The 23,325-nt window shown below is 53.2% G+C and carries 19 protein-coding genes, 1 tRNA gene and 1 pseudogene; 13 read left to right on the forward strand and 8 right to left on the reverse strand.

Going from position 1 to position 23,325, the window contains the following annotated elements:
• Nucleotides 1-20 precede the first annotated feature (20 nt).
• The 3 genes and pseudogenes from CGL_RS05810 to CGL_RS15630 all read left to right on the forward strand — a co-directional run bounded on the left by CGL_RS05810 (nucleotide 21) and on the right by CGL_RS15630 (nucleotide 5,232).
• Nucleotides 21-1,196 (forward strand): metallophosphoesterase family protein, encoded by a 1,176-nt coding sequence (locus CGL_RS05810; RefSeq protein WP_011014169.1) that lies wholly within the window; start codon nucleotides 21-23, stop codon nucleotides 1,194-1,196.
• Between the two features lie 3 nt (nucleotides 1,197-1,199).
• Nucleotides 1,200-3,830: an AAA family ATPase gene (locus tag CGL_RS05815; protein ID WP_011014170.1), complete on the forward strand. Its 2,631-nt coding sequence runs from the start codon at nucleotides 1,200-1,202 to the stop codon at nucleotides 3,828-3,830.
• Nucleotides 3,831-4,023: 193 nt separating this feature from the next.
• A pseudogene (locus CGL_RS15630) lies at nucleotides 4,024-5,232 on the forward strand (TIGR00366 family protein).
• A 78-nt stretch (nucleotides 5,233-5,310) separates the two neighbouring features.
• Here CGL_RS15630 and CGL_RS05830 read toward each other — a convergent pair.
• Nucleotides 5,311-5,850, reverse strand: a complete 540-nt coding sequence (locus CGL_RS05830) for a YceI family protein (protein ID WP_003854913.1) — start codon at nucleotides 5,848-5,850, stop codon at nucleotides 5,311-5,313.
• A 278-nt stretch (nucleotides 5,851-6,128) separates the two neighbouring features.
• Here CGL_RS05830 and rosR point away from each other — a divergent pair, with 278 nt between their 5' ends.
• Nucleotides 6,129-6,617 carry a MarR family transcriptional regulator RosR gene (rosR, locus tag CGL_RS05835; protein ID WP_003861276.1) on the forward strand — a complete coding sequence of 163 codons (489 nt, stop codon included), beginning with the start codon at nucleotides 6,129-6,131 and terminating at the stop codon, nucleotides 6,615-6,617.
• Between the two features lie 135 nt (nucleotides 6,618-6,752).
• Nucleotides 6,753-6,968, forward strand: a complete 216-nt coding sequence (locus CGL_RS05840) for a PspC domain-containing protein (protein WP_011014173.1) — start codon at nucleotides 6,753-6,755, stop codon at nucleotides 6,966-6,968.
• Between the two features lie 76 nt (nucleotides 6,969-7,044).
• Here CGL_RS05840 and CGL_RS05845 read toward each other — a convergent pair whose 3' ends face one another.
• Nucleotides 7,045-7,467, reverse strand: coding sequence for a hypothetical protein (locus CGL_RS05845; protein ID WP_011014174.1), 423 nt, complete (start codon nucleotides 7,465-7,467; stop codon nucleotides 7,045-7,047).
• Nucleotides 7,468-7,944: 477 nt separating this feature from the next.
• Between CGL_RS05845 and CGL_RS05850 the strand changes: the two genes are divergently transcribed.
• From CGL_RS05850 to CGL_RS05865, 4 genes are all read left to right on the forward strand, one after another.
• Nucleotides 7,945-8,616 carry a Crp/Fnr family transcriptional regulator gene (locus tag CGL_RS05850; protein WP_011014175.1) on the forward strand — a complete coding sequence of 224 codons (672 nt, stop codon included), beginning with the start codon at nucleotides 7,945-7,947 and terminating at the stop codon, nucleotides 8,614-8,616.
• Nucleotides 8,617-8,736: 120 nt separating this feature from the next.
• Entirely contained in the window at nucleotides 8,737-8,973 is a 237-nt protein-coding gene (locus tag CGL_RS05855; protein ID WP_003861284.1) for a heavy-metal-associated domain-containing protein, read from the forward strand.
• Between the two features lie 167 nt (nucleotides 8,974-9,140).
• Nucleotides 9,141-11,018 carry a heavy metal translocating P-type ATPase gene (locus tag CGL_RS05860; RefSeq protein WP_011014176.1) on the forward strand — a complete coding sequence of 626 codons (1,878 nt, stop codon included), beginning with the start codon at nucleotides 9,141-9,143 and terminating at the stop codon, nucleotides 11,016-11,018.
• Nucleotides 11,019-11,116: 98 nt separating this feature from the next.
• Nucleotides 11,117-11,749, forward strand: coding sequence for a GTP pyrophosphokinase (locus CGL_RS05865; protein ID WP_011014177.1), 633 nt, complete (start codon nucleotides 11,117-11,119; stop codon nucleotides 11,747-11,749).
• A gap of 780 nt (nucleotides 11,750-12,529) precedes the next feature.
• Here the strand turns inward: CGL_RS05865 and CGL_RS05870 are convergent.
• Together CGL_RS05870 and CGL_RS05875 are read right to left on the reverse strand one after the other, a co-directional pair.
• Nucleotides 12,530-12,602 (reverse strand) — tRNA-Arg (locus CGL_RS05870).
• Nucleotides 12,603-12,675: 73 nt separating this feature from the next.
• On the reverse strand, nucleotides 12,676-14,184 hold the full coding sequence (locus tag CGL_RS05875) for an alpha/beta hydrolase (protein ID WP_011014178.1): 1,509 nt from the start codon (nucleotides 14,182-14,184) through the stop codon (nucleotides 12,676-12,678).
• Nucleotides 14,185-14,407: 223 nt separating this feature from the next.
• Here CGL_RS05875 and argS point away from each other — a divergent pair, with 223 nt between their 5' ends.
• Both argS and lysA read left to right on the forward strand, forming a co-directional pair.
• The gene (gene argS / locus CGL_RS05880; protein WP_011014179.1) at nucleotides 14,408-16,060 is read left to right on the forward strand and encodes an arginine--tRNA ligase; all 1,653 of its coding nucleotides are present in this window, start codon (nucleotides 14,408-14,410) and stop codon (nucleotides 16,058-16,060) included.
• Between the two features lie 2 nt (nucleotides 16,061-16,062).
• Nucleotides 16,063-17,400 carry a diaminopimelate decarboxylase gene (gene lysA, locus CGL_RS05885; RefSeq protein ID WP_011014180.1) on the forward strand — a complete coding sequence of 446 codons (1,338 nt, stop codon included), beginning with the start codon at nucleotides 16,063-16,065 and terminating at the stop codon, nucleotides 17,398-17,400.
• Nucleotides 17,401-17,684: 284 nt separating this feature from the next.
• Here lysA and CGL_RS05890 read toward each other — a convergent pair whose 3' ends face one another.
• On the reverse strand, nucleotides 17,685-18,290 hold the full coding sequence (locus CGL_RS05890) for a hypothetical protein (RefSeq protein ID WP_011014181.1): 606 nt from the start codon (nucleotides 18,288-18,290) through the stop codon (nucleotides 17,685-17,687).
• A 350-nt stretch (nucleotides 18,291-18,640) separates the two neighbouring features.
• On the opposite strand from CGL_RS05890, the gene CGL_RS05895 reads away from it, so the two are divergent.
• Entirely contained in the window at nucleotides 18,641-19,978 is a 1,338-nt protein-coding gene (locus tag CGL_RS05895; RefSeq protein ID WP_003854900.1) for a homoserine dehydrogenase, read from the forward strand.
• Between the two features lie 10 nt (nucleotides 19,979-19,988).
• Entirely contained in the window at nucleotides 19,989-20,918 is a 930-nt protein-coding gene (gene thrB / locus CGL_RS05900; protein ID WP_011014183.1) for a homoserine kinase, read from the forward strand.
• A gap of 55 nt (nucleotides 20,919-20,973) precedes the next feature.
• Here the strand turns inward: thrB and CGL_RS05905 are convergent, their stop codons facing one another.
• The 3 genes from CGL_RS05905 to narJ form a co-directional block, all read right to left on the reverse strand.
• Nucleotides 20,974-21,666 (reverse strand): helix-turn-helix transcriptional regulator, encoded by a 693-nt coding sequence (locus CGL_RS05905; protein ID WP_011014184.1) that lies wholly within the window; start codon nucleotides 21,664-21,666, stop codon nucleotides 20,974-20,976.
• A 184-nt stretch (nucleotides 21,667-21,850) separates the two neighbouring features.
• Entirely contained in the window at nucleotides 21,851-22,630 is a 780-nt protein-coding gene (gene narI, locus CGL_RS05910; protein ID WP_003854891.1) for a respiratory nitrate reductase subunit gamma, read from the reverse strand.
• 8 nt (nucleotides 22,631-22,638) lie between these two features.
• Nucleotides 22,639-23,325 (reverse strand): nitrate reductase molybdenum cofactor assembly chaperone, encoded by a 687-nt coding sequence (narJ, locus tag CGL_RS05915; RefSeq protein WP_011014185.1) that lies wholly within the window; start codon nucleotides 23,323-23,325, stop codon nucleotides 22,639-22,641.

The following is a 23,325-nucleotide window of genomic DNA, read 5'->3' on the forward strand; positions in this document are numbered from 1 at the left end:
CTACCCCCGAATAGGAAACCATGTCCACCGTGCATGATGAGATGGGCGTTATGAATACAACAGTGAAGTTTTTACACTCCTCGGACCTACAAATAGGCATGACACGGTGGTTCTTATCCGATGAAGCCCAGGCCCGTTTTGACGATGACCGGATTAGGGCCATCGAAAAGATGGGCAAGATCGCACGGAAAAATCAGTGCGAGTTCATTGTGCTCGCCGGCGACGTCTTCGAGCACAACTCTTTAGAACAACGCACCACTGGACGTGCCTTAGAAGCCTTACGATCCTTAAAGCTGCCGGTTTATCTGCTGCCGGGTAACCATGATCCTTTAACAGCGGATTCGTTGTTTTACCGCGCCAAAGATATTGATGGCGTGACAATCTTGTCGGACACCACCGTGCATGGGGTGGCCCCTGGGGTGGAAATTATTGGAGCACCCTTGCTGCACAAGATGGCTACTTCAGATCTAGTGGCAGAAGCATTGAAAGATTTGGAACCAACCTCCAACGTCCGTATCGCTGTGGGGCACGGCCAAGCAGAAGCTCGCACCACTGACCACCGGGCTGACTTAATCGATCTGAACACTGTTGAAGCCAAATTGGCTGACGGTACGATTGACTACCTCGCTCTCGGCGATACCCACTCGGCTCAGCCAGTAGGTACCAGTGGAAAAGTCTGGTTTTCTGGAGCTCCAGAGACCACAGACTTCCATGACTTAGATCCAGACCGTGTGGGCGGTGAGGTGAACTCTGGCAAAGTTCTCATTGTCAGCGCCTCAAAGGGTGACGTTTCAGTCGAAGAAGTCGAGGTGGGGAAGTGGACCTTCCACGCTTTATCTAAAGAAATCACCTCGGGTACCGATGTGGAAGATTTCTTGGATACCTTGCAGGCATACCCTGATAAATCTCGAACAGTCATCAAATATGGTCTCCGCGGAACCATCACCCTGGAACAAAACAGGCGTTTGGAAGAAGGCATCGCTGGGTTAGAAGATGTCTTTGCTTCACTCAAGCCTCGGGAACGCACCACTGACCTCGTGCTGGAGCCAGGGGAGGAAGAATTAGCCAATCTCGATGCCACAGGTTACGCCGCTGAAGTATTGCGAGAGCTCGCTGACTCTGTGGTCAATGGTGCAGCGCCGGAAGAAGACCGCGATGCGCTCAACCTATTGTTCCGACTAAGCCGGGAGGTCTAAGACATGCGTATTCATGAAATCATCATTGACAATTTCCGAGCCATCGAACATCTAGAACTTCGTGACATTCCTGACCAGGGCGTTATCGTGATCCACGGTGACAATGAGCAAGGCAAATCTTCAATCCTTGAAGCCATAAAAACAGTTCTGAATAGTAAACACAGAACCACCAGCAAGACGATCAAGGCCATTCAGCCTGTTGACCGTGATGTTCCCATCAGCATCACCCTCGAGGCAACCGTAGGCACGGTTCGATTCCGCATACACAAACGCTTCCTAAAATCCACAGCCGCAGAACTGCAAGTCATCGAGCCACGTCCATCCAACCACCGTGGACTAGAAGCCGAAGCTGCACTGGCAGAAATACTGGAAAGCCATTTGGACACCTCTTTGCTTGACGCATTGTTTATGAAACAGGGTGAAGTAGAAGCAGGTATCAGCGCTGTAGGAATTCCTACCCTGACCAGCGCTTTGAACGCTCAAAATGGCAATACCGAAGATGCCACCGAAGACACCGCACTCATGGAGGCTGTAGAAAAGGAATACCTAAAGTTCTACACCAACTCCGGAAAGGCGAATACGAGGTTCCTACAGTTTTCCAAACAGGTGGAAACCCTTCGTACTGATTTGGATGAGGCTAACGCTGAAGTAGCAAAGCTCTCCTCCCATGTTGACCGAGTTAAACGATTGGAAATTGATCGGGATCAGGCCACAGCACAGTTACCCAAGGCAGAGGAAGAACTCGCAGGGAGGAAAGCAGAACTGGAGGAAGCCCAAAAGGTTAAGGCTCAAGCCACGGAAATCCTTGCGCAGTTTTCCCGGGCGGAAGAACAGTTAGAGCAGGCAACAGGAGCTCAGAAACGACGTAAAGAACTCCGCAATAAGCTGGAATTAGCACAGACAGAAGTCGAAAAGGCTGAAGCAGGGCAAGAGAACCTGGCGCAAGAAGCTTCCCGTGAAGCAGAAGAATTCCTAGCCTTAAGTGAAAAGTTCGAGGCAGCGCGCGCAGCTGAAACTCTGGCCGTTGAAAAGGTGAAAGCAGCACGTCAATCGGTTGCTGGAATCAAAAACCGTGACCGTAAAGAACACCTCACGGTTATGCTTGGTGAACTTGATCGAATTGGGCAGCGCCTCTACGAATTGCGCAGCGTCCAGCACTCATCGGTGCGTGTGAGCCAGCGTGATATTGATGCTCTGCAAAAGGCGATCACCGAGGTCGATATCCAAAGGACGCTCGTTGAAGCGCAGCAGGGAAGTATTACCCTCAGTGCTTCCACACCCACCGACATTCAACTAGGTGATGACACCGTTTCAGCTACCGACGCTGGAACCACAGTTGCCCTCGACCGAGAACTCACCGTCGTGGTCGGCGATGTCACCTTGGTGATTAACCCAGGAAAAACAGCAGCGGAAAGTCGCACCGATTTTGAATCCGCCGAGGCAGCATTGGCGGAGCTGCTTGATCAACTCGACGTCTCAGACTTGGACCAGCTCAGGGAACGTTTCACTGCCCAAGAGCAACGAGACGCGGATATTGCAGAACTGGTTCGCGAACAACAGCGCATGAGCGGTGGGACAGAAACAACAGTTTTACGTGCCGAGCTAGAAGGCCTGCACGTCCCAGAGGATCTAGACCCATCAATTTCTGTGGATGATGCGCAAACTCAGTTGAATGAGGCAGAAGAGTCCAGAGAGCTCGCTGCGGAGGCGCATAAACACGCAAATGCAGCACTTGATGGATTGCGTTCGCGTCCCGTAGATAAAGCTCTGACAGTTTTCAACGCTCAGCTCGCAGCACTGCAGAGAAACCTCTCTTCCGCACAAGTTGAATTAGACCGTGCAGTGGCAGAAACCTCGGATGACGAAGTTGATGCTGCTGTACAGCGGTGCGCTGAAGCTCTAGCTGGGGTGCGGGTACAGAAGCAGGAGATTGAACAGGTCTTGGCAAAAACCAACCCAGACATGGCTCAACGCTTATGTGATGCTGCTGAAGCAAATGTGCGATCGTATAAAACGGCAGTGTCTGATGCCACCACAGAGTTGGTGCGCCTGGAAGGCCTCATCGGTGTAGCTGCAGGTGCGAAAGAACGACTAGATAAAGTTAAGTCTGCGCTGACAGCAGCTGAAAACCGGTTTGAATCAGAACAACGTCGCGCCCACGCTGCACGTCGCCTCTATGCCCTCATGGTGTTCTACCGTGATGAATCCCGAAAGCGCTACGCAGCACCCTTCGCGGACAAACTATCCAGGCTGGCAGCATCCGTATTTGGAGAATCAGCAGACTTTGATCTTGATGATGAGCTGAAGATCTCCAGTCGTTCCATAGGACCACGAACAGTGGACCTTGCCAATCTTTCTGGCGGCGCAAAGGAACAGCTGGCAATCCTCACCCGCTTTGCTATCGCAGAATTGGTAGCAGAATCCTCCGCGCAAGGTGCTGTGCCTGTGTTTATTGATGATGCATTGGGGAGCACAGACCCAGAGCGACTGACCCGCATATCTACTCTGTTTAGTGATGCAGGCAAGGACTCTCAGGTGTTTGTTCTCACCTGTGTTCCAGACCGGTACAACTATGTAGAGGTCACCCAAAAGCACAGCATCGAGTCATTGAAAACTGCCAACGCTCTGCTGTAGCTGAGCAAAAAGCCAAGCAAGTAGCTGATCAAGTAACCAACCCCTGCAGCCACTCATGCAGCGAAACGGAGCATTTCCCATGAGTCTTCATCCAGAAGCCCAGCATTTTGTTTAGCTCACCTCTAAAGCTCCTGATCTGGATACGAGGACTCCTGCGGAAAACCGTGTGGCTAGTGAAGCTACCCGGCATCTCATGGGGGAGAAGACTTCTGTCGCGTATGTTCACGATGTTCTGATCAAGGGCGTGCCAGTGCGGATATACAATCCGCACCCCAACGACGGGCCGCTTCCTGTCTTTATCTACTTCCATGGTGGCGGATGGGTTTTGGGGGACCTTGAATCAGTGGATTCCACCGTGCGCGATATTGCCGTTGCTTCAGGCGCCCTGTGTATCAGTGTGGATTATCGCCGTGCACCGGAACATCCTTTTCTCGCTGCATTGGATGATTGCCAAGTGGTCACGGAAGCTGTCCTCAATGGTGAACTCGCCAGTGCTAACCAGCATCTAGTGGCAGTCGGCGGGGACAGCGCCGGTGGCAATATTGCGGCGGTCATCGCTCAACAGCTGCGCGATCAGATCACCCACCAAGTTCTTGTGTATCCGGTGATGGACGTAATCTTGCTGGTGATTTGTTCTATCATTACCACTGGTTTTGCGCTGCTCATGCATCCAAAGAGCAAGGACAAGACGGAGACGATTTCTGATGAATTCCTCGCAGAGATCCAAGCGGGAAGTGAAAAGATCTCCATTCTGCGTTCGACCCCTGCTGAAAAAGCCAATGCGAGCCGCTGGATCATGTACTTCGTTGGCGGAATTGGCCTGCTCTACAGCGTGTTCAGCCTGTGGACAGGTGGCGTAACCGGACTGACGTTGAACTCCTTCAACTTCCTGTTCCTGTCACTCGGCATGGTGCTCACCGCTAATTACGGGCCAGAGTATTAAGCAAAGCTTATTCGCGAAGGCATCCAAGGAACGTGGGGATTCATTCTTCAATTCCCGTTCTACGCAGGCATTTTCGGGTTGATTTCCTTCACCGGTCTGGGTGTTGTGATCTCCGGATTTTTCACCTCGATTTCCACGGCAACCACGTGGCCTGTCATCGCGTTCCTCTACTCTGGACTGCTCAACATCGCGGTGCCTTCAGGTGGCTCGAAATTCATCATCGAAGCCCCGTACATCATCCCAACCCCAGTGGATCTTGGCGCTGACATGGGCCTTGTCCTGCAGGCTTATCAAATGAGTGATGGCGCGACCAACCTGCTCATTCCGTTCTTCGCGCTGCCATATTTGGCCAATTTCAAGATCAAATTCAGCCAAGTGGTGGGCTATACAGTTCCGCCTGTCCTCGTTGTTATCGCCGTGATCTGCATTTACCTGTTCCTGCGAGCATCAATCATTTAAAAAGATGCTTCTCGACGCCAAAAGCCGCGGCACCTTCAGCAATTACTGAAGGTGCCGCGGCTTTTTGTTTGTGGGCGCTTAAGCAGCCTTGATTGCGGAGCCGTCGATCTCGATCTTGATCTTCTCAGAAACCAGAACGCCACCGGTGGAGAGTGGAGCCTGGAAATCTACGCCGAAGTCCTTGCGGTTGATTTCGGTGGAGGCTTCGAAGCCAAGGCGGGTGTTGCCGAATGGATCCTCAGCAACGCCACCAACCTCAACGTCCAGGGTGACGGACTTGGTGGTGTCACGAATTGTGAGGTCGCCGGTAACGGTGCCTTCGTTTTCGTTCTTGATAACAAAGGAAGTAGCTTCGAAAGTCATTTCAGGGAACTTGTCTACTGCGAAGAAGTCGTCGCCCTTAACGTGTGCATCGCGGTCTGCGTTGCCGGTGGTAACGGAAGCGGTCTTGATAACAACCTTTGCAGAGGAGTTCTCTGGGTTTTCAGCATCTACGACAATGGAGTCGGTGTACTCGGTGAATTCACCGCGAACCTTGGTAACCATTGCGTGGCGAGCCACGAACTTGATTTCGGTGTGTGCAGGGTCGAGGGTCCAGGTGCCAGTCAACTTGCTCATTGTGAAGTCCTTTTCGGTGAAAGTGTGTTTCGTTTTTTAACGGTACCGACACTCTTGCATCTGTGCAGTTTGTGTCGCTGCCGTTGTTCGTGTTCTATACTAGCCAAGATTGATGATGTGTCAACAATATTTCTAAAAAACTTGATGTGGAAACTAAAACCCGCAGGTGGAGGCGTGAATAAAATTGTTTGTTGGGCCGGAGAGTGGGCTGCTGTGTATTGAGCTTGTAACAGGGGGTTCTTTGAATAAATCTTCAGGAGCAGGCTAGGGTAGGTGATATGACAACACCACGATGGCTCTCCACTGAAGAGCAACAACTCTGGCGCATGATCTTGTCTGCAACCCGCAAAATGGAACGCACACTAGATGAGACCCTCGTGGAAAACCACAACCTGACCACTTCAGAATTTGCAGTACTAGTTACTCTTTCTGAGGCAACGGGTCAGCAAATGCGCCTGCGAGACATGTGCCAAGAACTAGATTGGGACCGCAGTAGAACCTCTCACCAAGTCACCCGCATGGACAAAAAGGGCTTAGTGGCCAAGGTTAAATGCGCAGGTGACGCACGAGGTGTGAACGTAGAAATCACCCCGGAAGGTGAACGACGCCTCAAGGATGCCGTACCTGCTCATGTAGAAACAGTCCGCCAACTAGTTTTCGACCCCATGGAAGAACGCCACATGGAAGGACTTCGTTCCTACCTCACCGCAGTGTTGAACTCCAACACCTGCATTGAGATCAACAACCAACGCGCGGCAGAGCTGTAAGGGTTTACTTGGAGCGTTTTCTCAGGGGTTTTTAGGGGTTAGGAGAGGGGAAATCCCCGATGTGCTCTAGGTTCTTATTGGCGATGATTGAAGAAGAAAGAAAAACTCAATCAGCCATAAAGGAGCTTGATCCCGATGACTTTCCCAGCACAATCTCGACGACTCGCCCGAAGCACCACCGACAAATGGATCGGCGGCGTCGCTGGTGGCCTCGCAGAGACCTACGGTTGGAATCCGGCCTATGTGCGTCTCGCGTTCGTGGCGTCGGTTCTGTTTCCACTGCCAGGTTCACAGATCCTGTTCTACGCCCTAGCGTGGCTGATCATCCCATCCCGAGAAAATCGCTTCTAACGTGCGTTGCATAACGCAGAAGGCCTGCACCAGAAGTTGGGGCAGGCTTTTTTAATATGCAATTGGTGGGGTGGGACTAGCCAACAAGGCGGGCGAAGCAGCGCGACACCTGAGCCAAACCCTCATTGTCATCAATATAAAGCTCGGAAAGAGGCCAGCTGCGCTTCGGGGTATGAATTTCCAGAAGGGAGTGAACTGCTTGTCCTTCGGAATGGCCCAGTGCGTCAACCTCTTCATTGCCCAGGGCAACTACTGACAAGGTCAGGTTGGAAGGTGAAATGACGGGGATCATCACCTGGGTTGCACCATTGTCGAGGTGCTCGCGGGCGTCAGCATAAAGCTCGGCAACTGAGGTGCCCGTGGTGATGGGAACGACTGGAGTTAGTGGGTCGATCATCTGCATGACGTTGTGGACTTCATTGAGTGCTTTGAAGTACACGGTGGCTGTCAGGAGTCGAAGCTCGGTGGTCTGCTTGGCGGAAGCCGGGTGCGTCTTCATGTTCATCTTTCTCAACAATCTATAAATATTCGCAACAACTAGGGGCAGTCGGTGGGAACTTACGCAAAGTACTTTCAAGCGGTACCGACTCGAATCCAATTCTTAAATCTTGCTTAAGGGAATTGTAATCTAACTCTTATTATTTGGCGTCGCTGTCCAAAAGCTTAGAAAAAGATGTTTTCATTAGTTTAGATTCTCTATCAGTTTAGAATAGCCTGTCACAAGCGCTGAACCAATTAAGCGGACAGCGTGTTGGCTTTCTCAATTAAATACACGTAGAAGTACCGATGTGATTGAATTCGCTAATCTTTAAGTGACCAAATTCGCCCCCATACAGGGTTTCGTTGAAACTGAAGTTTATGGGGCAAATGAAAATATCCTGGGTAGCATGGGCTTATGAGCACTGATAGCCAAAACCCTGTAAGAAAATCCTGCGCACAGCCACATTCTTGTTCCCAAGAGGTGCGATTGAAAGCGATGTCCAGGTCACCGCTTACTAAAGGTCTAAATCAACTTGAACACCTCGAGTTAGATAAGTCACTAACTGCGTGGTCGTGGGCAGAAGATGATCCTTTGTACCTCGCAGGTGAGAACTTAAACGGCAGTTACCTCATTGTCGCAGGACGAGTGCGGGTCTCTCGCGACACCATCGACGGGAAAGAACTCACCGTTGATATTGCAACGCCCGGCGATGTTATTGGTGCGATAGATACAGAACCTCAGCCGGCAGTAGATTCCGCTTGGGCAATAGAAACCACCTGTGCGCTGTTTCTTCCAGCAACCGCGTTGGCAACTGTGATTGAACAGCATCCAAGTTTTGCTTTGGCGATGATTCGGATGCAGCAGCAACGTTTGGCTACAGCCAGAGATCATGAAATTAACCTGACTACGACCACAGTTGAGCAACGAGTAGCTATTGCAGTGAGAACTCTGGGACGAAAAATCGGGCAACGACGACCCGATGGAATCTTGCTCATTCAAGTTCGAATCCGGCGGGAAGATGTTGCGGGTTTAGCAGGCACCACCGTGGAATCTACTTCTAGAGTTTTGGCGCGATTACGTAAAGAAGGGGTCATTGATAGCGGTAGGGAATGGATTGCCGTGGTCGATGAACGGCAGCTAGATGCCATAATCGGGGAGGACTTTTAGTACTTTCCGCTTGTTTGATCTAGGTCAAGGAACTTCACTCGGCTAGTCCTTAGACTCAAATGTGTTCAGACAAACACTGGCACCGTAAGGCACCGAAAGTTACCGAAAGGACTGGTTCCCATGACCGCCCCAAACACTCTCAAGCAAACAACTCTTCGCTCTGATGAGTTCTCTTGCCCATCCTGTGTCTCCAAGATTGAAAACAAATTGAATGGATTGGATGGCGTCGACAATGCAGAGGTGAAGTTCTCCTCCGGAAGAATCCTTGTTGATCACGACCCCAGCAAGGTCTCTATCAAGGATCTAGTCGCTGCAGTCGCAGAGGTTGGCTACACCGCAAAGCCATCAGCAATCTAAAACTCTCAGTTAGACCATTACAAGCCACCGGAGCCACAAGTTGGACCGGTGGCTTTGTCGTCTATTCGGGGAGTGGCTGTTTTTGGAGCTCTTTGACGCAGGTCAAGGAAGTTCAGAGAGCGCAACCATAACGTTAAAAGTAAGGAAAAGAGAGAAAGGGAGAAATCATGAAAACGTGGAAGACCTGGGGGGTCGTCGGAGCTTCAGGCCTCTTGATTATTTTGTCGTGGTTGAGTTCATCGAGCCCGATGCTGGCAGATGCATTCATGATCGCGGCTGCAATTGTTGCAGGTTGGCCGATCGCGCAGTCTGCATATCAAGCACTTCGCATTCGAATGGTGTCGATTGACTTACTGGTCGTTGTGGCTGCCGTTGGTGCCATGTTCATCAACAACTATTGGGAGTCTGCGGCGGTGACGTTCCTCTTTGCCCTTGGCAAGGCACTGGAACGCGCGACAATGAACCGCACACGAAAAGCACTATCGGATCTGGTGGATGCAGCTCCAGAAACTGCAACAAGGCTCAACGCGGATGACTCAACAGAGGTAGTTGAGCTGTGGGAGCTTGAGCCCGGTGACATCGTCTTGGTACGCAATGGCGAACAAATTCCCGTCGATGGAAACGTGATTGCGGGTGTCGGTGGAATTGATGAATCCAACATCACGGGTGAATCAATGCCGGCTGAAAAGGGTCAAGGCTCTGATGTGTATGCAGGAACCTGGCTGCGATCTGGTGTTTTGAGAGTCGAGGCAACAGGAATTGGTTCAGACTCAACTTTGGCAAAAATCATTCACCGCGTTGAAGACGCCCAGGATGACAAAGCCCGCACACAAACATTCTTAGAGAAATTCTCTAAGTGGTACACCCCGGGCGTCATGATCGCCGCCGCAGTGGTGGGACTTATCACCTGGGACGTAGAACTAGCACTGACGCTCTTAGTGATCGGCTGCCCCGGCGCGTTGGTTATCTCCATCCCGGTGTCCATCGTCGCAGGCATCGGCCGTGCTGCACGCGATGGCGTGCTGATCAAGGGTGGAGAATACCTAGAAACCGCCGCGAAAGTCGACGTCGTTGTCGTGGACAAAACTGGAACGCTGACCACCGGCCGCCCAGAACTCACAGACGTAGAAGTCATCGAGCCCGCCTACAGCCAGGGCGAGGTGCTGGAGCTCGCCGCGCGCGCCGAGACGGCTTCAGAACATCCGCTTGCCGACGCCATCATCCGTGGTGCCCAGGATCGGGGGCTGTCCACAACATTGGTGGAAGCAGCTGAAAACATCACCGGCCGAGGCATTATCGCAAATGTTGATGGACAGGCAGTTGCTGTTGGATCTGCTGAGTTACTTGATCATGAACCAGACTCGACCAGGATCCTGGAGCTAAATGCCGAAGGAAAGACCGCGATGTTTGTCGGAGTGAACGGACACGCCATTGGAATCGTGGCCGTCGCCGACGCCGTTCGTTCAGATTCTGCCTCAGCAATCGAATCGCTGCATAAGGCGGGCATTCAAGTTGTCATGGCGACTGGCGACGCTCACCGCGTTGCACAAAACGTGGCCTCCAAGCTGGGAGTGGATGAAGTCTACTCAGAGCTACTCCCTGAACAGAAATTAGAACTGGTGCGTGATCTGCAAGCTGCCGGCAAAACGGTCGCGATGGTGGGTGACGGAGTCAACGACACCCCAGCATTGGCAGCTGCTGATATCGGAGTAGCGATGGGCGTGGCAGGTTCCCCTGCAGCCATTGAAACCGCTGATATCGCACTCATGGCGGATCGTCTCCCACGGCTGGCACATGCAGTGACCTTGGCAAAACGCACCGTAAGAACCATGCGCATCAATATTCTGATTGCGTTGGCTACCGTGATGGTGTTACTAGCTGGCGTCCTATTTGGCGGAGTTACCATGTCGGTTGGCATGCTCGTTCACGAAGCAAGCGTGCTGCTTGTTATCAGCATCGCCATGCTGTTGCTGCGTCCAACACTTAAAGAAGATGCTGCGCAAGCAAGTGATATTAAACGCTCGGAAATACAACAGATCGCATAACCAATGGCTGGGTACTGATGTGGTGATCAGTGCCCAGTTTCTTCTTTCTACTAGTGTCGGATAGAAGTACCCCCAGTCCAGAATGAAGGTCACCACCAATGTCAGAGAATTTGCCAGCGCCCGAGAATCTCCTGGACGCCGAGAGAATTCAGATGATCAAGAACTTCCGCAACGAATTAACGGGGTTCATGCTCAACTACCAATTTGGCATTGATGAGATCCTGACCAAGATCAACATCCTGAAAACTGAATTCAGCCAGCTGCACGAATACGCACCTATCGAGCACGTATCTTCACGATTGAAGACACCAGAAAGCATCGTCAAAAAGGTCATCCGAAAAGGAGACGAGCTCTCCCTCGCAGCTATCAAAGACACAGTGTTTGATATCGCAGGCATTCGAATCGTCTGCAGTTTCCTCAAAGATGCCTACGCAATCGCCGATATGCTGACCAACCAAAAAGACGTCACGGTCATCGAGGCCAAAGACTACATCGCTAACCCAAAGCCGAACGGCTACAAGAGTTTGCACCTTATCCTCCAAGTGCCTGTCTTCCTGTCTAACTCCGTGGAAAAGGTCAATGTTGAAGTCCAGATCCGCACCATTGCCATGGACTTCTGGGCAAGCCTCGAGCACAAAATCTACTACAAATTTGAACAAGAAGTTCCTCAGTCAATCCTTGATGAGCTCAGTGAAGATGGAAAGAATCCACGGGGAAGTGAAGTCACTTAAACCTCCAGTTGAAACCACTGACAGCGGAGAGGCGAAGTTACCCTCTGCGATAACTTTCAACGAGATTTTTGGTCGAGACTTCAGCGCTTGAAAGAGAATTTGATGCACAAGGATTTTGAGAGAGACACTGCGAAATATAGTAGAGACGTCTTTTGAATCCCAGTTCTGGGGTAGATCCAAGATTATCGATTTCCTCGTTCGCCTAGAAGCGTTGAAAAGCCCCTTAAAAGTGGCATTAGAGGTAAATAGTCTCCATCACTGTGTGATGGGGACTATTTATTACGTCTATTTGCGGTTTGTTCTGTTTTTAAGTTTGGCTTCAGAAGTGACAAAACCAAAGTTGATTCGACGCTTATTTGCTAAGTATAGATCCGGGTCCTCTTGAAGAAGCAGAATGCGATCGACTCGGTGAGCTCAGCCATTCTCTTGCTTCAAACTCATTAATATGCCCTTTTAGAGGGGAGTCGACGGTTAGCAATCCAGAAAATACATTGTCGGAACTGACCGGCATATTTGCGTAGGTTTGATACTCGTCATTCGTTGTTGATCCATCAGGGTGGGCATCTTCTACGAATCTTCCTTGGTTCTTTGCAAGATATTGAGTCAGAAAGACTATGAATTAGTTAGACTGCAGAGCCGTCGAAAAGGTTTCCTGCGAGGTCAAAATTGACCACGACAATTCCATGACAAGCGGGATTACTTTGCCCTACTTCGGGTTCCCTCGTGGAATAGTAAAACCTCCAACATACTGTGCAAACAGCATGTTGGAGGTATTTAATGTGCCCCCGATAGGAGTCGAACCTACGACCTTCGGTACCGGAAACCGGTGCTCTATCCACTGAGCTACGGAGGCGAACCGTCACCATCTCCTTTAGTGGGTGATGACAACGGTGTGATTCTATCACCATCTACTAAGTGGAAAGCAATTAGCCAGCCGTAATTGGGGTGGGTGTGTTGCCTTCGACCCAGGTGGCGTCGGTGTGTCCGGTGCGGAGGTAGTCCACAACAATGTCGTTGATTGCTTGGTTGGTGCCGCCGATGGATTGGCCGTGTCCTGGTCCGTTGACGGTGACCACGTGGGCGTTCATGGCGTCGGCAAGCTCGTTGTGGGTCCAGTATGGGGTTTGTGGGTCGCTGGTTCCCTGGAGGAGTAGTGGTTGGACTGCTAGTTGAGATCCGTCGGTTGGCTGGCGGCCGCTTGTTGGGGTGATGCCGGAGCAGGCTTGTCCGGAGCTGAATTTAACGGAGTAAATGTCAAAGACGTCGCCGGTGACCATGCTTGTCCAGGCCATGCGTGCCATTGCTACTGGGTCTGGTGCGACGGTGTTTTCGTTGCACATGACCATGCGCTGCATGTTGACGCTGGCGTTGATGCTTTCGATGACGTATGGGTCGTCGCCGGTGTCAGTTACGTCAGGGATGGGTGTTTGCCCTGAGATGGCGCCTGCGAGCATGGGCCAGGTTGATGGCTGTGGGATGTAGGCGCGGGTGACGTTGAGCAGAGGGCTCAGTGACTGGTTGGATCCAGGGTTTAGGAGCTGGGTGGCAAGGCCCTGGAGTTGCACGGAGGTTGGGTTGGTGGCGGTCATCATGTCTGCGCCTGCTTGGCCGGCCCATGCGAATGCTGGTGGGACATCGCCAACTTGTGCTGGTGGTGGAGCAACGGTTGGGTTGGTTCCGGTTTCGGCGACGATCTTGTTTGACCAGTTTTGGTACACGGCTAGTGGGGTAGTGCCGAGGCCATACGTGTCGTTGTTTTCTGCAACCCAGGTGAAGAAGTCGTTGAGGGAGTTTTTGTAGCCCTGTTCTTGGGAGGCCATGATGCCGTTCCATGCCAGGCTGGGCGCCATTGCGGAATCGAGGACAACCTTGTCGGTGTGCTGTGGGTAGCGGGTGGCGTAGACCGATCCGAGGTAGGTTCCGTAGGACAGTCCGAAGATGGAGATCTTGTCATCGCCAAGTGCTTGGCGGACGCGCTCCCAGTCGTTGGCGGTGTTGTCGGTGGTCAGGCTGGAGGTGTAGCCGGGGGTGCCGATCTCGCAGGATTCTTTAACGAAAGCGCCTTCGCGGGTGAGCAGCGAGAGGAAATCGTATCCTGGTGCGATGTTGTCGCAGTTAACCGGTGTGGAGCCGACCATTCCGCGAGGCTGCACTGCAACGAGGTCGTAGTTTTGGTACATGGCTTCTGGCCAGTTCATGGATTGGCTGCCGAAGAAGCTATAGGCATCGCCACCAGGGCCACCGGAGTTACCGAAGATGGTGCCGTGCTTTTCGCCTTGGGCAGGGACCTTGACAAAGCCCACGCTGATATCGCCAAGTGAGGGATCAGAATAGTGCATGGGCACGTCGATGCTGCCACATTGAGCGGAGGCAATATCTACCTGAGGTGGGCATTCTTCCCAGCGGATGTTTTCTTGCGCTGCTGCAGTGGGCATTGATACCAAAAAGGGGCTAAGCGCAGTCGAGGCGGCAAGAACTGCTACTACCCTTTTTATTGTCGAACGGGGCATTACGGCTCCAAGGACGTTTGTTTTCTGGGTCAGTTACCCCAAAAAGCATATACAGAGACCAATGATTTTTCATTAAAAAGGCAGGGATTTGTTATAAGTATGGGTCGTATTCTGTGCGACGGGTGTACCTCGGCTAGAATTTCTCCCCATGACACCAGCTGATCTCGCAACATTGATTAAAGAGACCGCGGTAGAGGTTTTGACCTCCCGCGAGCTCGATACTTCTGTTCTTCCGGAGCAGGTAGTTGTGGAGCGTCCGCGTAACCCAGAGCACGGCGATTACGCCACCAACATTGCATTGCAGGTGGCTAAAAAGGTCGGTCAGAACCCTCGGGATTTGGCTACCTGGCTGGCAGAGGCATTGGCTGCAGATGACGCCATTGATTCTGCTGAAATTGCTGGCCCAGGCTTTTTGAACATTCGCCTTGCTGCAGCAGCACAGGGTGAAATTGTGGCCAAGATTCTGGCACAGGGCGAGACTTTCGGAAACTCCGATCACCTTTCCCACTTGGACGTGAACCTCGAGTTCGTTTCTGCAAACCCAACCGGACCTATTCACCTTGGCGGAACCCGCTGGGCTGCCGTGGGTGACTCTTTGGGTCGTGTGCTGGAGGCTTCCGGCGCGAAAGTGACCCGCGAATACTACTTCAACGATCACGGTCGCCAGATCGATCGTTTCGCTTTGTCCCTTCTTGCAGCGGCGAAGGGCGAGCCAACGCCAGAAGACGGTTATGGCGGCGAATACATTAAGGAAATTGCGGAGGCAATCGTCGAAAAGCATCCTGAAGCGTTGGCTTTGGAGCCTGCCGCAACCCAGGAGCTTTTCCGCGCTGAAGGCGTGGAGATGATGTTCGAGCACATCAAATCTTCCCTGCATGAGTTCGGCACCGATTTCGATGTCTACTACCACGAGAACTCCCTGTTCGAGTCCGGTGCGGTGGACAAGGCCGTGCAGGTGCTGAAGGACAACGGCAACCTGTACGAAAACGAGGGCGCTTGGTGGCTGCGTTCCACCGAATTCGGCGATGACAAAGACCGCGTGGTGATCAAGTCTGACGGCGACGCAGCCTACATCGCTGGCGATATCGCGTACGTGGCTGATAAGTTCTCCCGCGGACACAACCTAAACATCTACATGTTGGGTGCTGACCACCATGGTTACATCGCGCGCCTGAAGGCAGCGGCGGCGGCACTTGGCTACAAGCCAGAAGGCGTTGAAGTCCTGATTGGCCAGATGGTGAACCTGCTTCGCGACGGCAAGGCAGTGCGTATGTCCAAGCGTGCAGGCACCGTGGTCACCCTAGATGACCTCGTTGAAGCAATCGGCATCGATGCGGCGCGTTACTCCCTGATCCGTTCCTCCGTGGATTCTTCCCTGGATATCGATCTCGGCCTGTGGGAATCCCAGTCCTCCGACAACCCTGTGTACTACGTGCAGTACGGACACGCTCGTCTGTGCTCCATCGCGCGCAAGGCAGAGACCTTGGGTGTCACCGAGGAAGGCGCAGACCTATCTCTACTGACCCACGACCGCGAAGGCGATCTCATCCGCACACTCGGAGAGTTCCCAGCAGTGGTGAAGGCTGCCGCTGACCTACGTGAACCACACCGCATTGCCCGCTATGCTGAGGAATTAGCTGGAACTTTCCACCGCTTCTACGATTCCTGCCACATCCTTCCAAAGGTTGATGAGGATACGGCACCAATCCACACAGCACGTCTGGCACTTGCAGCAGCAACCCGCCAGACCCTCGCTAACGCCCTGCACCTGGTTGGCGTTTCCGCACCGGAGAAGATGTAACAATGGCTACAGTTGAAAATTTCAATGAACTTCCCGCACACGTATGGCCACGCAATGCCGTGCGCCAAGAAGACGGCGTTGTCACCGTCGCTGGTGTGCCTCTGCCTGACCTCGCTGAAGAATACGGAACCCCACTGTTCGTAGTCGACGAGGACGATTTCCGTTCCCGCTGTCGCGACATGGCTACCGCATTCGGTGGACCAGGCAATGTGCACTACGCATCTAAAGCGTTCCTGACCAAGACCATTGCACGTTGGGTTGATGAAGAGGGGCTGGCACTGGACATTGCATCCATCAACGAACTGGGCATTGCCCTGGCCGCTGGTTTCCCCGCCAGCCGTATCACCGCGCACGGCAACAACAAAGGCGTAGAGTTCCTGCGCGCGTTGGTTCAAAACGGTGTGGGACACGTGGTGCTGGACTCCGCACAGGAACTAGAACTGTTGGATTACGTTGCCGCTGGTGAAGGCAAGATTCAGGACGTGTTGATCCGCGTAAAGCCAGGCATCGAAGCACACACCCACGAGTTCATCGCCACTAGCCACGAAGACCAGAAGTTCGGATTCTCCCTGGCATCCGGTTCCGCATTCGAAGCAGCAAAAGCCGCCAACAACGCAGAAAACCTGAACCTGGTTGGCCTGCACTGCCACGTTGGTTCCCAGGTGTTCGACGCCGAAGGCTTCAAGCTGGCAGCAGAACGCGTGTTGGGCCTGTACTCACAGATCCACAGCGAACTGGGCGTTGCCCTTCCTGAACTGGATCTCGGTGGCGGATACGGCATTGCCTATACCGCAGCTGAAGAACCACTCAACGTCGCAGAAGTTGCCTCCGACCTGCTCACCGCAGTCGGAAAAATGGCAGCGGAACTAGGCATCGACGCACCAACCGTGCTTGTTGAGCCCGGCCGCGCTATCGCAGGCCCCTCCACCGTGACCATCTACGAAGTCGGCACCACCAAAGACGTCCACGTAGACGACGACAAAACCCGCCGTTACATCGCCGTGGACGGAGGCATGTCCGACAACATCCGCCCAGCACTCTACGGCTCCGAATACGACGCCCGCGTAGTATCCCGCTTCGCCGAAGGAGACCCAGTAAGCACCCGCATCGTGGGCTCCCACTGCGAATCCGGCGATATCCTGATCAACGATGAAATCTACCCATCTGACATCACCAGCGGCGACTTCCTTGCACTCGCAGCCACCGGCGCATACTGCTACGCCATGAGCTCCCGCTACAACGCCTTCACACGGCCCGCCGTCGTGTCCGTCCGCGCTGGCAGCTCCCGCCTCATGCTGCGCCGCGAAACGCTCGACGACATCCTCTCACTAGAGGCATAACGCTTTTCGACGCCTGACCCCGCCCTTCACCTTCGCCGTGGAGGGCGGTTTTGGGTTTCTGGGTTTCTTTGCGAACTTAAGGTGTCTAGGGGTCTGCAGTCGAGGCTTCAGAGGTTTTATTGCTCGACTTCACGTGTGCTGACTTCGCGTGCTCAACTTCTCATGAGGCGACATCAGTCGAAAAGCCGGTCATTGTCGTATGAAGTCTGCGCACGAGAAGTTGAGCGGAAGAAGTCGGTGTTAAGAAGTCGACCGCGTGAAGTCGCCCTTTAGGAGAATTCTGACTAACTGGAGCCAAAACTTGATCCACTCGAGAGCTGTGCAGTCTCTTTTTCCTTCAATTCTGCCTGCTCGAGCTCGTAGAAGTAGAGGTCTACTTCAGTTGGTTCACCTTGCACACAAGCATGAAGTAGTGGGTAGGTCGAGTTGTTAAATGCGGTGTAGAAGGGGAGTAGTTCGCTAGCAAAGGTTAATTTGGAGTCGCTGTACTGCGGGTTCTCGGGTGGAGTATTCCCGGAGGATTCAAGAAATCTTGACGCATCTTTGATGAGGTATGTTTGGAATTCGTCGGCACCTTCCTCGCCGGAGAGGTAGTAGGAGTTGTCGTAATTTGGAACCCAGATGGCAAATCGTGCGTTTTCGATTGCGTCCAGGAGTTCCTCTACGTTGTATCTCGCACTTGTTGCAGCGGAAGCGACTCGGTTGCCGATGTCTCCGTATGCAGTGAGCGTGGCGTTTCCGAGGGGAACTTGATCAGAGGAATACACCATGGAGCCGATGTCAGAGGCGACTGCGGGCAGATCCTTTTGAAGCTGTTTCACAATTTCTTTGCCCAGTTCGCGGCGGATCTGGAACCACTTTTGCATGCGATCGTCGTCAGAGTGGTTCATGTGAAAAATACACTCACCATCTCAATGGTCATGGTGAAGGCCTGTACTGGCTGCGACAGCATGGAACTCAGTGCAATGGCTGTAAGGCCTGCACCAACAATGATTGAGCGAAGCTCCAAAATGTCCTCCCCGGGTTGATATTAGATTTCATAAATATACTAAAAATCTTGAGAGTTTTTCCGTTGAAAACTAAAAAGCTGGGAAGGTGAATCGAATTTCGGGGCTTTAAAGCAAAAATGAACAGCTTGGTCTATAGTGGCTAGGTACCCTTTTTGTTTTGGACACATGTAGGGTGGCCGAAACAAAGTAATAGGACAACAACGCTCGACCGCGATTATTTTTGGAGAATCATGACCTCAGCATCTGCCCCAAGCTTTAACCCCGGCAAGGGTCCCGGCTCAGCAGTCGGAATTGCCCTTTTAGGATTCGGAACAGTCGGCACTGAGGTGATGCGTCTGATGACCGAGTACGGTGATGAACTTGCGCACCGCATTGGTGGCCCACTGGAGGTTCGTGGCATTGCTGTTTCTGATATCTCAAAGCCACGTGAAGGCGTTGCACCTGAGCTGCTCACTGAGGACGCTTTTGCACTCATCGAGCGCGAGGATGTTGACATCGTCGTTGAGGTTATCGGCGGCATTGAGTACCCACGTGAGGTAGTTCTCGCAGCTCTGAAGGCCGGCAAGTCTGTTGTTACCGCCAATAAGGCTCTTGTTGCAGCTCACTCTGCTGAGCTTGCTGATGCAGCGGAAGCCGCAAACGTTGACCTGTACTTCGAGGCTGCTGTTGCAGGCGCAATTCCAGTGGTTGGCCCACTGCGTCGCTCCCTGGCTGGCGATCAGATCCAGTCTGTGATGGGCATCGTTAACGGCACCACCAACTTCATCTTGGACGCCATGGATTCCACCGGCGCTGACTATGCAGATTCTTTGGCTGAGGCAACTCGTTTGGGTTACGCCGAAGCTGATCCAACTGCAGACGTCGAAGGCCATGACGCCGCATCCAAGGCTGCAATTTTGGCATCCATCGCTTTCCACACCCGTGTTACCGCGGATGATGTGTACTGCGAAGGTATCAGCAACATCAGCGCTGCCGACATTGAGGCAGCACAGCAGGCAGGCCACACCATCAAGTTGTTGGCCATCTGTGAGAAGTTCACCAACAAGGAAGGAAAGTCGGCTATTTCTGCTCGCGTGCACCCGACTCTATTACCTGTGTCCCACCCACTGGCGTCGGTAAACAAGTCCTTTAATGCAATCTTTGTTGAAGCAGAAGCAGCTGGTCGCCTGATGTTCTACGGAAACGGTGCAGGTGGCGCGCCAACCGCGTCTGCTGTGCTTGGCGACGTCGTTGGTGCCGCACGAAACAAGGTGCACGGTGGCCGTGCTCCAGGTGAGTCCACCTACGCTAACCTGCCGATCGCTGATTTCGGTGAGACCACCACTCGTTACCACCTCGACATGGATGTGGAAGATCGCGTGGGGGTTTTGGCTGAATTGGCTAGCCTGTTCTCTGAGCAAGGAATCTCCCTGCGTACAATCCGACAGGAAGAGCGCGATGATGATGCACGTCTGATCGTGGTCACCCACTCTGCGCTGGAATCTGATCTTTCCCGCACCGTTGAACTGCTGAAGGCTAAGCCTGTTGTTAAGGCAATCAACAGTGTGATCCGCCTCGAAAGGGACTAATTTTACTGACATGGCAATTGAACTGAACGTCGGTCGTAAGGTTACCGTCACGGTACCTGGATCTTCTGCAAACCTCGGACCTGGCTTTGACACTTTAGGTTTGGCACTGTCGGTATACGACACTGTCGAAGTGGAAATTATTCCATCTGGCTTGGAAGTGGAAGTTTTTGGCGAAGGCCAAGGCGAAGTCCCTCTTGATGGCTCCCACCTGGTGGTTAAAGCTATTCGTGCTGGCCTGAAGGCAGCTGACGCTGAAGTTCCTGGATTGCGAGTGGTGTGCCACAACAACATTCCGCAGTCTCGTGGTCTTGGCTCCTCTGCTGCAGCGGCGGTTGCTGGTGTTGCTGCAGCTAATGGTTTGGCGGATTTCCCGCTGACTCAAGAGCAGATTGTTCAGTTGTCCTCTGCCTTTGAAGGCCACCCAGATAATGCTGCGGCTTCTGTGCTGGGTGGAGCAGTGGTGTCGTGGACAAATCTGTCTATCGACGGCAAGAGCCAGCCACAGTATGCTGCTGTACCACTTGAGGTGCAGGACAATATTCGTGCGACTGCGCTGGTTCCTAATTTCCACGCATCCACCGAAGCTGTGCGCCGAGTCCTTCCCACTGAAGTCACTCACATCGATGCGCGATTTAACGTGTCCCGCGTTGCAGTGATGATCGTTGCGTTGCAGCAGCGTCCTGATTTGCTGTGGGAGGGTACTCGTGACCGTCTGCACCAGCCTTATCGTGCAGAAGTGTTGCCTATTACCTCTGAGTGGGTAAACCGCCTGCGCAACCGTGGCTACGCGGCATACCTTTCCGGTGCCGGCCCAACCGCCATGGTGCTGTCCACTGAGCCAATTCCAGACAAGGTTTTGGAAGATGCTCGTGAGTCTGGCATTAAGGTGCTTGAGCTTGAGGTTGCGGGACCAGTCAAGGTTGAAGTTAACCAACCTTAGGCCCAACAAGGAAGGCCCCCTTCGAATCAAGAAGGGGGCCTTATTAGTGCAGCAATTATTCGCTGAACACGTGAACCTTACAGGTGCCCGGCGCGTTGAGTGGTTTGAGTTCCAGCTGGATGCGGTTGTTTTCACCGAGGCTTTCTTGGATGAATCCGGCGTGGATGGCGCAGACGAAGGCTGATGGGCGTTTGTCGTTGACCACAAATGGGCAGCTGTGTAGAGCGAGGGAGTTTGCTTCTTCGGTTTCGGTGGGGTCAAAGCCCATTTCGCGGAGGCGGTTAATGAGCGGGGAGAGGGCTTCGTCGAGTTCTTCGGCTTCGGCGTGGTTAATGCCCATGACGTGTGCCCACTGGGTTCCGATGGAAAGTGCTTTGGCGCGGAGGTCGGGGTTGTGCATTGCGTCATCGTCGACATCGCCGAGCATGTTGGCCATGAGTTCGATCAGGGTGATGTATTCTTTGGCGACAGCGCGGTTGTCGGGGACGCGTGTTTGGAAGATGAGGGAGGGGCGTCCGCGACCTTTGGCTGCTGCGGTGACTACTCGGATGGCTTCTTTTGCTACGAGTTCTTCGAGGTGGCCGCGGGCGGTGTTGACGTGAAGGTCGAGTTTTTTGGCGACATCGATCGCGCGGGCACCGTCAGGGAAGGTTTGTAGGGCATCTAAAACTTCGCGCTGCTTTGGGCTGAGTTTGTAGGACTCGGCAAAAAGATCGGAGGCTGCGGTAGGGGCGGTTTGTGTGGTCACGTCGGGCTCGCTCTGGTGGGGTTCTCCTCGTATCGGTGCTTAGCAGATGTTATGGAGAAAAGTGTATTAATTGATTAATTAAATATAGGGAATCATACCATATTTAATACTGTAAAACCCTAAACAATGTTTTGTTTACCAAGCAACAAGCCCCCTGAGATTAACTAGGGGGCTTGTGAGGAATTTAGGCGCCGTGCCATTTCGAGTCATTGTCGAGCTGATTTTTGACCGAGCGGATCGGTTCCCAGGCGACGTTTTGGCGTGCCGGTTCAGAGGTGGTGTCGCGGGTGCGATAGACCACGTAGGGGCGGGTGACGTATCCAACTGGTGCGGAGAACGCGTGGACTAGGCGGGTGAATGGCCACAGTGCGATGAGGGTGAATCCAGCGACGATGTGGACCTTGAATTCCCAAGGGACATCAGCCATGAGCTCTGGTTGAGCGTTGAAGATGAGCAGTTGGCGCAGCCATGGGGAGATGGTTTCGCGGTAGTCGTAGCCGTGTGCGCCGCCGAAGACCTGGGTGGAGACGGTGGCGATGAAACCGGACAAAATTGCAGCGCCGAGTAGCACATACATCACTTTGTCGGAGCGTGAGGTGGACAGGAAGACGGTTTTGTTGATCACGCGACGGATAATCAAGCCGATGAGTCCAAGGACTGCAGCGATGCCGGCAATGGTGCCTGGGATGGTGGCGATGAGGTGGTAAGCGGCGTCAGAAATTCCTACAGCTTGGGTCCAGCTCTTGGGGATGGCAAGTCCCATGAGGTGGCCGATCACCACGAACACCATGCCCCAGTGGAAGAGTGGGGAGGCGATGCGGAGGAGTTTGGATTCGTAGATTTGGGAGGAGTGGGTGGTCCAACCGAATTGGTCGGCGCGCCAGCGCCAAGAAATGCCGATGATGTAGGCGGCGATACACAGCCAGGGGTAGGCAACCCAGAGGAACGTTTCAAAGTTTGACATAGTGTGTCCTAGTGAATGTCCGGTTGTGAGGTGGGGAACGGTAGAGGCGTGCCGATGCCCACCATTTCTGCTGGTGGACCGCTGCGGATGAGCTCCATGTAGCTGTTGGCGGTTTCTTCATCGATTTCTGGCAATGCCTGGCACAAAGACATGATCAGGTATCTGTAGGGCGAGTCGAGGTTGTCGAGGGCTGCGCGCAACACTTCGATGCCGTCGCGGTGAGCTGATAACACCTGGGTGGCGGCGTCGAAAAGCGAAGAATCAGCAAGCGCTGCGGCCTCAAGCACGACGCAGAGGTGGTCGGGCAATTCGTCGCGCTCGGATTCAAATCCGAGCTGTTGCAGCGTTTGACGGAAGGTGAGGATCGCCGTGCCGCGCTGCCGGGTGTCGCCCACAGCGTAGTAGGTGAGAAACAGTGAGCAGCGTCGGCGCTGGTCAAAGGTCTCAACGTAGGCTTCCTGCATGGCGCGTAGCCCAGCGACGCGTGCCGCGTCAAGGAACTCGACCACGTGCGCCGCGACGGGGAGCGGAAGGACATCAAGCTGCGCCTCGACGGCATTTAGCTTGTCGACGAATCCCTCCTCTGGATAATCCAACAGCAAACTATTCAGCATGAACACCACGCGCCGCTGCTCCTCCGTCATGGAGATGCGAGGCACAAAGTGATCCGGAATTTTGCCAGTATGGGTGCGCAT

Source organism: Corynebacterium glutamicum ATCC 13032, from assembly GCF_000011325.1.
In the GTDB taxonomy this organism is placed as follows: domain Bacteria; phylum Actinomycetota; class Actinomycetes; order Mycobacteriales; family Mycobacteriaceae; genus Corynebacterium; species Corynebacterium glutamicum.